This window comes from Pseudomonas sp. HD6422, assembly GCF_025377065.1.
Lineage (GTDB): Bacteria > Pseudomonadota > Gammaproteobacteria > Pseudomonadales > Pseudomonadaceae > Aquipseudomonas > Aquipseudomonas putida_U.
This window is the reverse complement of sequence record NZ_JAHWIW010000001.1, coordinates 166,521-180,206: the sequence shown is the minus strand read 5'-3', so window position 1 is coordinate 180,206 and position 13,686 is coordinate 166,521. Positions and strand designations below refer to the sequence as shown.

The following is a 13,686-nucleotide window of genomic DNA, read 5'->3' as shown; positions in this document are numbered from 1 at the left end:
GGGTGCGGTGGTGCATATATCGAGCGCCGCCACACCCCTCAAGCGAACCCTTCGCGATCCACTACGCAACAGGTACCATATCGCCTTTGCGCAAAGCCCATCTTCCAAGACAAGCCCCTTGCTTGCCCGAATCGACACCGACAGGTCATCCATGCGTCTGTTTCACACCTCCGACTGGCACCTGGGCCAAAGCCTGCACGGCCAGGAACGCGATTTCGAACACGCCTGCTTCCTCCAATGGCTGCTCGGCCAGTTGCATCTGCGCCAGCCCGACGCGCTGCTGATCGCCGGCGACATCTTCGATACGGTCAACCCGCCGGTCAAAGCCCAGGAGCGCCTCTACGACTTCATCGTTCAGGCCCACGAGCAACAGCCCAAGCTCGACATCGTGATGATCGCCGGCAACCACGATTCCGGCTCACGGATCGAATTGCCCGCCGCACTCATGCGGCGCCTGCGCACCCATGCCCTGGGTCGGGTGCACTGGCTCGACGAAGGCCAACTGGACGCCGAGCGCCTGCTGATTCCGCTCACCAACGCTCGCGGTAAAGTCGAGGCGTGGTGCCTGGCCCTGCCGTTCCTGCGCCCGGCCGAGGTCACCGGGCCGCAATTGGGCGACGATTACCTGCAAGGCATCGCCAAGGTCCATCAGCAGCTGATTGCCGCCGCACAGGACAAGCGCAAGAAGGGCCAGGCGCTGATCGCCATCAGCCACGCGCACATGGCCGGGGCCGCCGTCTCCGAAGACTCCGAACGCAGCCTGATCATCGGCAATGCCGAAGCCCTGCCGGCCAGGCTGTTCGACAAGGCCATCAGCTACGTCGCCCTGGGCCATCTGCACAAACCGCAAAAGGTCAACCGGGAGAACCGCATCCGCTACAGCGGCTCGCCGATTCCACTGTCGTTCGCCGAGATCAACTACCCGCACCAGGTCCTGGAAGTCGAGCTGGACGGTACCGAGCTGGTCAGCGTCGAGCCGCGTCCGGTGCCACGCGCCGTGGCCCTGCAACGTATCGGCCCGGCGCCGCTGGGCGAACTGCTGGCACAACTCGCCGACCTGCCGGTGGTCGACCTGCTCGAGGACCCCAACCGCCAGCCTTGGCTCGAAGTCCGGGTCCAACTGGACGAGCCGCAGCCCGACCTGCGTCAGCAGATCGAGGCCGCCCTGCACGGCAAGGCGGTGCGCCTGATTCGCATCAGCGCCGAGTACGCCGGGCGAGGTCATCATGAGGACGATGACCTGGCGTTTGTCGAGTTGTCGCAGATGACCCCGCAGGACCTGTTCAGTCGGGCCTGGGAACAGGCCTATGGCAATCCGGTCGACGACCAGGCTCTGGCCGATTTCGCCCTGTTGCTGCAGGACGTGCAGCTGGAAGAGGAACAGCCATGAAGATTCTCGCCATCCGCCTGAAGAACCTGGCATCCCTGGCCGGCCCGATCGACATCGACTTCACCGCCGAGCCACTGGCCAGCGCGGGCTTGTTCGCCATCACCGGCCCCACCGGTGCGGGCAAGAGCACCCTGCTTGACGCGCTTTGTCTGGCACTGTTCGGCAGCGTGCCGAGGCTCAACGACATCGGCCGCGAGGCCAAGGTGCCGGATGCGGACGGTGAAATCCCCACGTCCGACCCCCGCAACCTGCTGCGCCGGGGCACTGGCAGCGGCTTTGCCGAGGTCGACTTCGTCGGTATCGACGGTCGTCGTTATCGTGCCCGCTGGGAAGCCAACCGCGCCCGCGACAGGGCCAACGGCAAGCTGCAGCACAGCCGCCAGAGCTTCTATGACCTCGACAGCGATCAGGTGCTGGCCAGCGGCAAGAACGAGTACAAGCAATTGGTCGAGGCCCGCCTGGGCCTGAACTTCGAGCAGTTCACCCGTGCCGTGATGCTGGCTCAAAGCGAGTTCGGCGCCTTCCTCAAGGCCGACGACAGGGAACGCAGCGAACTGCTCGAAAAGCTCACCAATACCGCCATCTATACACGTCTCGGCCAACGCGCCTTCAGCAAGGCCCGGGAAACCGGCGAAGCGCACAACGCCCTCAAGGAACGCGCCAGCCATCTGCTGCCGATGGACGAAGCGGCACGCGTCGAACTTGACCAACGCCTCGAGCAGGCACAGCAACAATTCAAGGCCGAACAGGCCACTGAGCGCCAGTTGGAACAGCAGCGCAACTGGCTGAGCGAACAGCAACGACTGCATACCCAGCACGCCGAAGCGCTGGCGACCCTGCATGCTGGCGAACAGCATTGGCAACAACTGGCCGAACAGCGTCTGGACGTACAGCGCCTGGAACGCCTGGCGCCGCAGCGCCACCAGTTCCAACGCCAGCAGACGGTGAACGCACAGCTGACGCCCCTGGCGACCCGGATCGACGAGCAGCAACGCCAGCAAACCGCGCTGCAGCATCAGGTCGCCGACCTTGAACAGACGCTGGAAAACGCCCGTCAGGCACTGACCCAATGCCAGACCAGGCAGAGCGAGAACGCGCCGCGGCTGCGCCAGGCGTTCGCCGGGCAGGACAACCTCACCCGCCTGGAGCAGGAACTGACGGCACAACGCACCGCTGTCCAGGAGACCGAACAGCAGGTCGCCCAAGGCCAGCAGCAGTTGCAGCAGTTGGAGGAGAACCAGCAGCGCAGTCAGCAACAGCTGGCGCAGATCGACGCCGCCCTGGCCGGCAGCCAGCACCTGGCAACCGTGGCCAATGCCTGGCAGGCGTATCTGCCACAACTCAAGCAGGTGATGCAGATCGGCGGCCGCCTGGCCAAGGGTCGTGAAGAGCTGCCAGGCCTGCAGGCCCAAGTCAGCCAGGCCAACGCCCTGTTGCAAGGGCAGCGCGACGAGTACGAACTGCTGTTCCGCGAGGCCAAGGCTGAACCTCAGGCCCTGGCCGAGCAGATCGATCTGCTCGGCGGCATGCTTCAGGAAAACCGCAAACAGCTGCGTGCCGTCGAAGAGCTGTCACGCCTGCACGGGCGGGAAATGGAACTGCGCCAACAGCTCGACGCCCAACAGCTGCGTCAACAGCAAGCCATGCAGCAGCGCCAGCAACTGATCGGCGAAGGCACCGCAGCCAAGGCCGAGCTGGAAGCCGCCGAGCAGGCCCTGAACCTGACCCGCCAGTTGCTCGACCGTCAGCGTCTGGCCCGCAACACCAGCGTCGAGGAACTGCGCGGCCAACTGCGCGACGGTGAACCGTGCCCGGTATGCGGCAGCGCCGAACACCCGTTCCATCAACCTGAAGCCCTGTTGCAGAGCCTAGGACGCCACGACCAGGCCGAGGAAGCGGCAGCGCAGCAGCAGGTCGAAACCCTCAACGGCAAGCTGGTCGAACTGCGCACCCAACTGGGCGTGGTCAACGCCCAGCTCAAGGACAACCAGCAGCAACAGCAGCAGTTGAGCGAACACTTGCACGCCCAGGTCGAGCAGGTGCAGGCACACAGCCTCTGGCCAGCACTCGCACCGCAGGACGATCAGGCCCGCAGCCGGTGGTTGACCAGTCAGTTGCAGCGCCTCGAGGAACAGATCGGCCAGGATGAGAAACGCCAGGCCGCCCTGCTCAGCCTGCAAAAGGATGCCGCCCGCCTCGGCCAGCAGTTACAGGCCGCCGAGCAAGCCCAGCAACAGGCCATGCACCACCTCGAGCAACAGCATCAAGCGCTGGCCAATGACGAGCGGCAGTTGCAACAAGGCCTGGGCGATCTGGCCAGCGTGTTGCCAGAGGACCTGCTCAAGGCGCTGAGCGACGATCCAGCGAATGCCTTCCTCGCCCTCGATCAGCAAATCGCCCTACGCCTGCAGCAGTTGGACCAGCGCCAGGACGAACAGCACGAACAGCAGGCGCGTCAGACCCAACTGGACAAACTGCGCGACCAGCAACAGGCGCGGCTGCAGCAGCAACAGCAGTTGCAGGAAAAACTGACCGCGCTCGACCGGCAGCGCCAGCAAGCCCAAACCGAGCTGGCCGAACTGCTCGGCGAACACGCCAGCGCCGAAGCCTGGCAACGGCACGGCGACCTCGAACTGGAGCAAGCCCGCGCACGGGAGGCCGACACCGCCCAGCACCTGCAGGCGCTACGTACCCAGGGCGTGCAACTGGCCAGCGAGCTCAACGCCGCGCGGCAACAGCACCAGGCGCTGGAGCAGGAGCACCAGCAGTTGCAGGGCGAGATCGGCCAATGGCGCGCCGAGCACCCGGAACTGGACGATGCCGGCCTTGAACGCCTGCTGGCCATGGACGACGCCCAACTGACCGAATTGCGCCAACAGTTGCAAGCGGCCGAGAAAGCCGTCGAGCAAGCCCGGGTGCTGCTCCAGGAGCGCGACCAGCGCCTGCAGCAACATGCCGCGCTGATGACGGTTGACGCCTCCTCCGATGAGCTGGAACAGGCCCTGGGCGAGCTGCGCGAACGCCTCGCCGGCCATGAACAACGGTGCGCCGAACTGCGTGCGCAGCAAGCCGACGACCAACGCCGGCAGCAGGCGCACCAGGCCCTGGCCGCTGACATCGAACAGGCCAACCAGCAATGGCAGCGCTGGGCACGGCTCAGCGCCCTGATCGGCTCGGCCTCCGGCGATGTGTTCCGCAAGATCGCCCAAGGCTACAACCTCGATCTGTTGTTGCACCATGCCAACGCCCAACTGCGCCAGCTGGCTCGTCGTTACCGGCTCAAGCGCGGGGGTAGTGCCTTGGGCCTGCTGGTGCTGGATACCGAGATGGGCGACGAGCTGCGCTCGGTGCATTCGCTGTCCGGTGGTGAAACCTTCCTGGTCTCGCTGGCGCTGGCCCTGGGCCTGGCGTCGATGGCCTCCAGCACCTTGCGGATCGAATCACTGTTCATCGACGAAGGGTTCGGCAGCCTCGACCCCGAGTCGCTGCAATTGGCCATGGACGCCCTCGACGGCTTGCAGGCACAAGGTCGCAAAGTCGCGGTGATCTCCCATGTGCAGGAGATGCATGAACGGATTCCGGTGCAGATCCAGGTGCGTCGCCAGGGCAATGGCTTGAGCGATGTCGAGGTAAGCGGGTGATCCTCTACTCGTTCCGCCGTTGCCCTTGGGCCATGCGTGCGCGCCTGGCCTTGCGCTATGCCGGGTGCGAGGTGGAGATCTGCGAGGTCGCGATGAAGAACAAGCCGGCACAACTGCTGGCCCTGTCGCCCAAAGGCACGGTTCCAGTGCTCGACACTGGGGCCGAGGTGCTGGAGGAAAGCCTGGACATCATGCACTGGGCACTCGAGCGCAACGACCCGCAGGACTGGCGTCTGCGGGCCGATCCCCAGGCCAGGCAGCATGCGGATACGCTGATTGCCCGCAACGACAGCGCCTTCAAGGCGCAGGTCAACCTGTACAAGTACGCCGAACGGTATCCGGAGCATTCACGGGCGTACTACCGTGAGCAGGCCGAACCCTGGCTGGCGCAGCTGGAAGGCCTGCTGGAAGGCCGGCCCTACTTGCTGGCCGACCACCCGAGCCTGACCGATGCCGCCCTGCTCCCTCTGATGCGCCAGTTTGCCGGGGTCGAACCGCAGTGGTTCGCCGAGGCAGCTTATCCGCGACTGCGGAGCTGGCTGGAGGGATGGCTTGAGTCGGAGCTGTTCAAGGCGGTGATGGCGCGGCAACAGTGACTGCCGCCCGTTGCCCCGGGCTGTCCTGCAGCTCCGATCACTGAGTCTGCTTGCCACTCAACGCCGCGTGGAAATGCGCGCTCTGGCGCAGGTACTGGTCGGTGTAGCTGTGGGTGACAGGTGTTTTGGCGTGGCTTTCAAGTTGGGCATGCGCCGGCAGTACGACGGAGGCTGAAATGGCGGATGCGGCAATAACCGGGAAGAGATTGAAGTTCATCTGGGCTGACCTCTGCTTCAGTGGTTTGACATGGCCCATCCGGGCCTTGGATCAAACTTACGCCGCTGGGCTCAGCCACAGAAATTCATTGCACTGGTAGGAAATATCATCGCTATCGATGATCACTCGATGAACTTGAGGTCAGAAGGCGCATCCTGAGACAGGGTCTGCACCGTCTCTCCCAATCTGCCGCTACGCGGATCACGGCGAATGACGACGATCTGGTTGCTCTTCTGATTGGCCACCAGCAGGAAATTGTCGCTCGGGTCGAGGGCGAACTCGCGCGGGTGATCGCCTTCCACCGAGCGGCGCTGCAACAACGTCAGTCGACCATCCTCCGCGCCCACACCGTACACCACGATCTCGTTGGCCGTGCCGCGGTTGCTGACATAGAGAAAGCGCCCGTCGGCGGACAGGTGCAGCCCACCGGAAGCCTTGGCAGCGGCGTCCGGATGCTCGGTCAGTGGCAGCCGCTGGCGCTCCACCAGGGCATGTTCGCGGACGTCGAACATCACCACTTCGCCGCTCATTTCCAAGGTCAGGTAGGCATGGCGCCCCTTGGCATCGAACAATAGATGGCGCGGTCCACTGCCGGGTGGCAGCTCTACCGCCGGTGGGCTGGCCGGACTCAGCGGACGGTCCGGACTGGCGCCGTCGTAGCGGTAGATGAACACCTTGTCCGCCCCCAAGTCACTGGCATAGACGTGCTGACCATCCGGCGCCACCACCAGTGAATGCACGTGGGCGCCAGCCTGACGCTCGGGGTTGACGCCGCTGGGCTTGTGCCGCACCTGCTGCACCACCTCGCCGAGCTTTCCGCCCTTGGCCACCGGGAGCACCACCAGGCTACCGCCAGGGTCGGCTGCCATCGCATAGTTGGCGACGAACAGATAGCGCTGGTCCTGACTCAGGCTGGCGTGCGTGGGTTCATCGCCGCGGCTGGGCACCTGGTTGAGCGGCTTGATCTCACCTCGGTCGCTGACACTGAAACTGCTGGCATGACCCTGCTTGGTCTCGTTGACCGCGAACAGTAGCCGCTGGTCGGCCGACAGCACCAACCACGAAGGGCTGACGCTTTTCACCACTTGCAGCGGTTTGGGGTCGATATGACCGGTCTTGCTGTCGAACCGGTAGCGATAGATTCCTTCGCTCTGGCCATCGGTATAGCTACCGACCAGCAGGGTGGCGGCATGGGCATCGATCATCAGGGTCATCAGGCTAGCGGTCAGCAGGCTCTTCCAGGTCCGGTTCATCTTCGTCCTCATCGGGTGCGCGAAACGCTTCCATACAGACTAGACGGTGTTCACCCTGGACATCGCTGATGAGCCAGTCGTTCCCTTCTAACGTGGCGGCAGCGACCTGTTCGGCAGTGAACTGCCAACGGCGAAGCTGGCGGCCATCCATGCATTCGACCGTCAGGCCGACTGCATCGCAGGTAAAGTCGAACGCATGCAGACCGTCGATCAGGAGCATGTCGCATGCCGCGAGGGCGTTGGTGAGGGTGGTCATGGGGATACCCGGTGAAAAAGAGGCGGCATTATAGCCTTGGGGCCGCTGCGCGGCCCCTTCTTTCCTCAGTGGGCGAAGATCGAGCCGCCCTGCTTGCCGACCATCTTTTCTGGTTTGATCAGGAATCGCGCCAGTGCCGGCAGCAGCCACAGCGCACCGAACATGTTCCACAGCAACATGAAGGTCAGCATCAGCCCCATGTCGGCCTGGAACTTGATCGCCGAGAAGATCCAGGTGCACACGCCGATGGCCAGGCACAGCCCAGTGAACAGGACTGCCTTGCCGGTCGAGCGCAGGGTCTGGTAGTAGGCTTCCTGTAACGGCAGACCGGCACGCAGGAAGCTCTCCAGGCGGCTGTAGATATAGATGCCGTAATCCACGCCGATGCCCACACCCAACGCGACCACGGGCAAGGTGGCCACCTTGACGCCAATCCCCATGAAGGCCATCAACGCATTGCCCAGCACCGAGGTCAGCACCAACGGCAGGACGATGCACAAGGTCGCCGCGAACGAGCGGAAGGTGATCATGCACATCGCCGCCACGCACAGATAGACCAGCACCAGAATGGTCAACTCGGCAGACTTGATCACCTCGTTGGTGGCCGCCTCGATCCCGGCATTACCGGCCGCCAGGAGGAACTGCAGACCGTCGCGGTCATGGCTGTCGGCGAATGCCCTGGCTGCCGCGGTGACCTGCTCCAGGGTCTCGGCCTTATGATCGTTGAGGAACACCAATACCGGCGCGAGCGAGCAGTCGGCGTTGTACAAGCCGTCGGCACGGGCAATGGAGTTGTTGAGCACGTCCGGGTTGCGCGACAGCGTTTCCCATTTCAGGCTGCCCTCGTTCATGCCCTTGATCACTTGCTTGGACACTGTCACCAGGGAGATCGCCGACTGTACGCCGGGGGTGTTTTCCATGGTCCACATCAGCTCGTCGATCGGCGCCAGGGTCGAGTGGATCGAACAGCTCTCCGGCGGAGTCTTGACCATGATCACCAGCACGTCCGAGCTGGTCGAGTAGTTGCTGATGATGAAGTTGTTGTCCTGGTTGTAGCGCGAATCCGGGCGCAGCTCCGGGACGCCCTGGTCGAGGTCGCCGATCTTCAGATGCTGGCTGTACCAGAGGCCGCCAGCGAAGGCGACCAACGCCAGGGCAACGGACACCGGCGCAACTTTCGCACTGGCGAAATTCGACAGCAGGCGCCAGAACGGATGCTCGCGGGTCGCATCCTTCTTGCTACGTTCGATAGCCTTTTTGCTGATGCCAATGTAGGAGATAGCCACCGGCAACAGAATGAGGTTGGTGAAGACGATCACTGCCACGCCGATCGAGGCACCGATGGCCAGTTCGCGAATCACCCCGATGTCGATGATCAGCAGGGTGATGAAGCCCACGGCATCGGCAAGAATCGCGATCATCCCAGGCAGGAAAAGCTGGCGGAACGTGCGCCGCGCCGCAGTCAGGGCGTTTTCGGCATCGCTGGACTGCAAGGCGATGCCGTTGATCTTCTGCACCCCGTGGGAAATGCCGATGGCGAAGATCAGGAACGGCACCAGCATCGAGTAGGGATCTAGGCCGAAACCCACCGCGTGCATCAGCCCCAACTGCCACACCACCGCCACCAGGGTAGTGACCAACACGGCGATGGTGCTGCGCATGCACCAGGTGAACCAATACAACAGGGCCCAGGTGATGGCCAGGGCCACTCCGAAGAACATCGCCACCATCACCAGACCGTCGATGAGGTCGCCGACCTTCTTGGCGAAGCCGACGATGTGGATCTTCACATTGGGGTTCTGCGCCTGGTACTTATCGCGAATCTTCTCCTCGAGCTGGTGGGAGAACTGCTGGTAGTCGAGCTTGACCTGCTTGCCGGGGTCCTGAGGGTCAGGGTAGCTCTCGAGCAACGGCACATCGACGATGCTGGACCTGAAGTTGTTGCCGACCAAACGCCCCACCTGGCCCGACTTGAGCACATTGTCACGCAGGGCATCGAGACTTTGCTGCGAGCCGTCGTAGGTGTTGGGGATCACCTCGCCACCGGCGAAACCGTCCTCGGTCACCTCGGTCCAGCGCACGCTGGGACTCCACAGCGATTTCAGCCCGGCACGGTCGACGCCAGGGATGTAGAACACCTCGTCATGGATCTGCCGCAGGGTTTCCATGTAGGCCTGGTCGAAGATGTCACCTTTGACCGCCTCCACCGAAATGCGCACGGTGTTGCCGAGGTTGGCCAGGTCATTGCGGTGGGCCATCATCTGTTCGATGAAGGGGTGTTCGAGCGGGATCATCTTCTCGAAGCTGGTGGACGGACGGATCTGCGTGGCCTGCCAGAACAGCAGCACGCTGACCAGCAGGCACAGCACGATCACTGCCGGGCGGTTGTTGAAGATGATCCGTTCGAGCAGGGACGCCTTGTCCCCGTGGTGCCGATGCACGGCAATGCTTTCGCGACTGGTCATGGGTTCACCTGCGCGGCGCCTTCTGCGTTGGCCAAATGGATACCGCCCTGCCCCACCAGCAACAGGCCGCCGTCGGCCAGACCCGTGGCGGCGGCCAGGGCGATGCGGTCGGCGCGGTTGTAGAGGGTGAAGTGCTGGCCATGGTCGTGGCTGCGCAGCACGCTGCCGCCGTTGCCGACCAGCACCAGTGAGCCATCGTCGAGCAGGCTGGCGCTGGCCAGACCGAACGCGAATGTGCCGCGATTGGCCTGAAGTTCGATGGGCTGCCAACTGTCGCCGAAATCGCTGGAGCGCAGCACATTGCCGCGCAGACCGTAAGCCAGCAGGGTATGAGGTTGGCCGGTCCCGATCACCCCGAACAGCGAACCTTCGTAGGGGCTCTGGACCTTGGTCCAGGTCTGGCCGTTATCGGCCGAGCGGAACATGCTGCCTTGCTCGCCGACGATGAACAGGCCGCTGTCGGTAATCCGGGCGATACCGTTGAGGTGCATTTGCTCCGGATTGTCCAGGCGCTCGGCGACGTCCTGCCAGTGCTGGCCGCCATCGGTGGTTTCCAGCAATGCGCCGTAGGCGCCTACTGCAAAGCCGTGCTGGGCGTCGAGCATGCCGATATCGAGCAGTGGCGCTTCGCGGCTCAGATCTTCGAACTGCTTGCTCCAGGTCGCGCCGCCGTCGCTGCTGGCGAGGATCTGCGCGTCATGACCGACGGCCCAACCGCGTTTGTCGTCGACGAAGGTAACCGCGGTGAGCAGTTGCCGGGTCGGTACGCGGGCTTGGGTCCAGGTCTTGCCCTGGTCGTCGGAAAACAGGATATGGCCGCGATCGCCGACCACCACCAGCCGTTTGCCGGCGTGTGCGGCATCGATCAACAGACTCTGGCTGGCCTTGGCCGATTCGGTCGAGTATTCGTCGGCTGCAGCGGCCTGCGCGCTGTCGGCCCACATCCCCAGTGCCAGCGCCAGCATTGCGCTGGCCGCCAACGGCCAGGCATTACGCCAGGCCTGCGTCATCACCCGCTTCCTCATGAACATCCCCTGTTGTGCTCTTATTGGTGGGTCTGTGCTGTGAAAAGCCTGTATTAGAGGCTTGTGCGGATCGTATCGGGGAAGCTTGAAGGATTACAACGAACGGGACGTTATGTTTTGTTAACCGCCAAAAAGCTGGGACTGCTGTGCAGCCCCAGGATCTACCAGGCTTACGCCAGACTCTTGCTCACCACTTCATACACATCGCTGGACAACTCACCGGAAGCCAGGATTCGCTCCAGCTCGCCCTTCATCAATGCCTGGCGCGCGTCATCGTACTTGCGCCAGCGGGTCAGCGGCGCCAGCTGGCGCGAGGCGATCTGCGGGTTCAGGGCGTTGAGTTCGATCACCAGATCGGCCAGGAAGCGATACCCCGAGCCATCGGCCGCATGGAAGTTGACCAGGTTCTGCCCGGCGAAAGCACCGATCAACGCGCGCACCTTGTTCGGGTTCTTCATGGTGAACGCCGGATGCTGCATCAGCGCCTTGACCCGCTCCAGGGCACCCGGCAAGGCACTGGCCGCCTGCACACTGAACCACTGATCCATGACCAGCGGGTTGTCCTTGAAGTGTTCGGCGAAGGCCTCCAGGGCTTTGGCCCGCTCGGCCTCGAACGGCGAGTTGACCAGTACCGCCAGGGCGGTCAGACGCTCGGTCATGTTGTCGCACTGCTCGAATTGCTCCAGCGTCGCCTCCAGCACCTGCGCCTGACCGCTGAGCATCAGGTAGGACAGGGCGATATTCTGCAGGCTGCGGCGGGCGAAGTGCTCAGCCGAAGCCACGTAGGCGGTCTGACGCGATACCTCGCGGTTGGCCTGGTAGCGCGCCCACAGGGCATCGAACAGTTGCGTGGCGATCTGCTGACGGGCGAACTCGCGGGCGGCATGGATGGCATCGACGTCGGCTACCTGGCTGATCTCGGTAAGATAGGCCTCGCCCGGCAGGGACAGCATCTCGCCGACCATGGCAGGGTCCAGCGTCTCGTTGCCGAGCACGGTGCCGAGCGCGGTGATCAGCCGCTGGTCGAGGACCATCGCTTCGCCGCGCTGGAACTGGCCGATCAGCTCCTGCAGGACCTGCACCGCCAGTTGCTGCCCCGCTTCCCAGCGGTTGAAGCCGTCGCTGTCATGCTGCATGAGGAACATCAACTGGTCGCGGTCGTAGGGGAAACTCAGCTTGACCGGAGCGCTGAAGCCACGCAGCAACGACGGCAGCGGCTTGGCCTGGATGCCTTGGAAGGTGAACGTCTGCTCGGCTTCGGTCACCGACAGCACACGGCTGGTCTGAGTAGCAACGTCCTCACCGACCAGTCGCAGCGCCAGGTCGTTGCCCTCGGCGTCGAGCAGGCCCAGTTCAACCGGGATCACGAACGGCAGCTTCTCGACCTTGTCCGGGGTTTGCGGGCAGCTCTGGCGGAAGGTCAGGCTATAGGTCTGCGCGGCGCTGTCATAGGACTCGCTGACCTCCAGACGCGGTGTGCCAGCCTGGTTGTACCAACGCTTGAACTGGGTGAAGTCGACGCCGTTGGCGTCTTCCATGGCCTTGATGAAGTCGTCGGTGGTCACCGCCTGGCCATCGTGGCGCTCGAAGTACAGGTCGCTCCCTTTGCGGAAGCCCTCGGCGCCCAGCAGGGTGCGCACCATGCGCACCACTTCGGCGCCCTTCTCGTACACCGTCAGGGTGTAGAAATTGGAAATCTCGATGAAGCTGTCCGGGCGCACCGGATGCGCCATGGGGCCTGCATCCTCGGCGAACTGGTGGGTACGCAGGTAGGCGACGTCCTCGATGCGCTTGACCGTGCGCGAGTTCATGTCGGCACTGAACTCGGCATCGCGGAACACCGTGAAGCCTTCTTTGAGCGACAGCTGGAACCAGTCGCGGCAGGTCACGCGGTTGCCCGACCAGTTATGGAAGTACTCGTGGGCGACCACGCCTTCGACACGCTGGTGGGCGGCGTCAGTGGCGGTTTCGGCGCGGGCCAGCACGCAGCTGGAGTTGAAGATGTTGAGGCCCTTGTTCTCCATCGCGCCCATGTTGAAGTCATTGACCGCGACGATCATGAAGATGTCCAGGTCGTATTCACGGCCATAGACTTCCTCGTCCCAGCGCATCGACTTCTTCAGGCTGACCATGGCGTGGTCGCACTTGTCGATGTTCTCGGGCTCGACATAGATGCGCAGGGTGACATCACGGCCGGACTGGCGCACGAACTTGTCCTCGACGCACCACAGGTCGCCGGCGACCAGGGCGAACAGGTAGGCCGGCTTCATGAACGGGTCTTCCCAGGTCGCCCAGTGCCGGCCATCTTCGCCCTGGCCTTTCTCGAAGGTGCCGCTACCGACGGGATTGCCGTTGGAGAGCAGCACCGGGTAGCGATGCTGTTCGGCGATCACCGTGGTGGTGAAGGTGCTCATCACGTCCGGGCGGTCGAGATAGTAGGTGATCTTGCGGAAACCTTCGGCCTCGCACTGGGTGCAGAACATCTTGCCCGACTTGTACAGGCCTTCCAGCGCGGTGTTGCTCTCCGGATGGATCTTGACGCTGGTATCGAGGGTGAAGCGGTCTGCCTTGGGCTGCAGGGTCAGGCTGTCGGCGTCGAGCTGGTAGTCGTCGGCCTGCAATTCCAGGTCGTCCAGCGAGGCACGCAGCAGCTCCAGCTGCTGGCCGTCGAGCACCAGTGGCGGCAGGCCGGCACCGCGTGCCGGGTTGCGACGCATCACCAGTTGCGCGTGCACCAGGGTATGGTCCTCGAACAGCTCGAAGGTCAGGTGCGTTTCGTCGATCAGGTACTCGGGCGCCTGGTAATCCTTGAGGTAGATCACTTGCGGTTGTTCGGTGCGCAT

General features: G+C 63.6%; 9 protein-coding genes. 3 read left to right on the top strand and 6 right to left on the bottom strand.

The window, feature by feature from the left end; genetic code table 11:
* Positions 1 to 151 precede the first annotated feature (151 nt).
* The 3 genes from KY379_RS00920 to KY379_RS00910 are packed head-to-tail and all read left to right on the top strand — an operon-like array spanning position 152 to position 5,627.
* Positions 152 to 1,390, top strand: coding sequence for an exonuclease SbcCD subunit D C-terminal domain-containing protein (locus tag KY379_RS00920; RefSeq protein WP_133328833.1), 1,239 nt, complete (start codon positions 152 to 154; stop codon positions 1,388 to 1,390).
* Entirely contained in the window at positions 1,387 to 5,031 is a 3,645-nt protein-coding gene (locus KY379_RS00915; RefSeq protein ID WP_261240457.1) for an AAA family ATPase, read from the top strand. Before KY379_RS00920 ends, KY379_RS00915 begins: the two co-directional genes overlap by 4 nt.
* The gene (locus KY379_RS00910; protein ID WP_133328837.1) at positions 5,028 to 5,627 is read left to right on the top strand and encodes a glutathione S-transferase; all 600 of its coding nucleotides are present in this window, start codon (positions 5,028 to 5,030) and stop codon (positions 5,625 to 5,627) included. The genes KY379_RS00915 and KY379_RS00910 overlap by 4 nt, the downstream gene beginning before the upstream one ends.
* Before the next feature lie 37 nt (positions 5,628 to 5,664).
* On the opposite strand, the gene KY379_RS00905 is transcribed toward KY379_RS00910, so the two are convergent.
* The 6 genes from KY379_RS00905 to pepN form a co-directional block, all read right to left on the bottom strand.
* On the bottom strand, positions 5,665 to 5,844 hold the full coding sequence (locus KY379_RS00905) for a hypothetical protein (protein WP_133328840.1): 180 nt from the start codon (positions 5,842 to 5,844) through the stop codon (positions 5,665 to 5,667).
* A 122-nt stretch (positions 5,845 to 5,966) separates the two neighbouring features.
* Positions 5,967 to 7,097 carry a lactonase family protein gene (locus KY379_RS00900; protein WP_261240459.1) on the bottom strand — a complete coding sequence of 377 codons (1,131 nt, stop codon included), beginning with the start codon at positions 7,095 to 7,097 and terminating at the stop codon, positions 5,967 to 5,969.
* Complete coding sequence (locus KY379_RS00895) at positions 7,063 to 7,353, bottom strand: DUF5629 family protein (protein ID WP_133328844.1); 291 nt, start codon at positions 7,351 to 7,353, stop codon at positions 7,063 to 7,065. Before KY379_RS00895 ends, KY379_RS00900 begins: the two co-directional genes overlap by 35 nt.
* A 65-nt stretch (positions 7,354 to 7,418) precedes the next feature.
* Positions 7,419 to 9,818 carry an efflux RND transporter permease subunit gene (locus KY379_RS00890; protein ID WP_261240460.1) on the bottom strand — a complete coding sequence of 800 codons (2,400 nt, stop codon included), beginning with the start codon at positions 9,816 to 9,818 and terminating at the stop codon, positions 7,419 to 7,421.
* A complete protein-coding gene (locus KY379_RS00885) occupies positions 9,815 to 10,828 on the bottom strand; it encodes a WD40/YVTN/BNR-like repeat-containing protein (RefSeq protein ID WP_397466001.1) in 1,014 nt (337 codons plus the stop codon). The genes KY379_RS00890 and KY379_RS00885 overlap by 4 nt, the downstream gene beginning before the upstream one ends.
* A gap of 185 nt (positions 10,829 to 11,013) precedes the next feature.
* Positions 11,014 to 13,686 (bottom strand): aminopeptidase N, encoded by a 2,673-nt coding sequence (gene pepN / locus KY379_RS00880; RefSeq protein ID WP_261240461.1) that lies wholly within the window; start codon positions 13,684 to 13,686, stop codon positions 11,014 to 11,016.

What these genes read in the sequence shown, in the direction of transcription:
- KY379_RS00885 (WP_397466001.1), bottom strand. Translation starts at nt 10,828, where the DNA reads ATGACGCAGGCCTGGCGTAATGCCTGGCCGTTGGCGGCCAGCGCAATG.
- KY379_RS00905 (WP_133328840.1), bottom strand. Translation starts at nt 5,844, where the DNA reads ATGAACTTCAATCTCTTCCCGGTTATTGCCGCATCCGCCATTTCAGCC.
- KY379_RS00895 (WP_133328844.1), bottom strand. Translation starts at nt 7,353, where the DNA reads ATGACCACCCTCACCAACGCCCTCGCGGCATGCGACATGCTCCTGATC.
- KY379_RS00890 (WP_261240460.1), bottom strand. Translation starts at nt 9,818, where the DNA reads ATGACCAGTCGCGAAAGCATTGCCGTGCATCGGCACCACGGGGACAAG.
- pepN (WP_261240461.1), bottom strand. Translation starts at nt 13,686, where the DNA reads ATGCGCACCGAACAACCGCAAGTGATCTACCTCAAGGATTACCAGGCG.
- KY379_RS00900 (WP_261240459.1), bottom strand. Translation starts at nt 7,097, where the DNA reads ATGAACCGGACCTGGAAGAGCCTGCTGACCGCTAGCCTGATGACCCTG.
- KY379_RS00920 (WP_133328833.1), top strand. Translation starts at nt 152, where the DNA reads ATGCGTCTGTTTCACACCTCCGACTGGCACCTGGGCCAAAGCCTGCAC.
- KY379_RS00915 (WP_261240457.1), top strand. Translation starts at nt 1,387, where the DNA reads ATGAAGATTCTCGCCATCCGCCTGAAGAACCTGGCATCCCTGGCCGGC.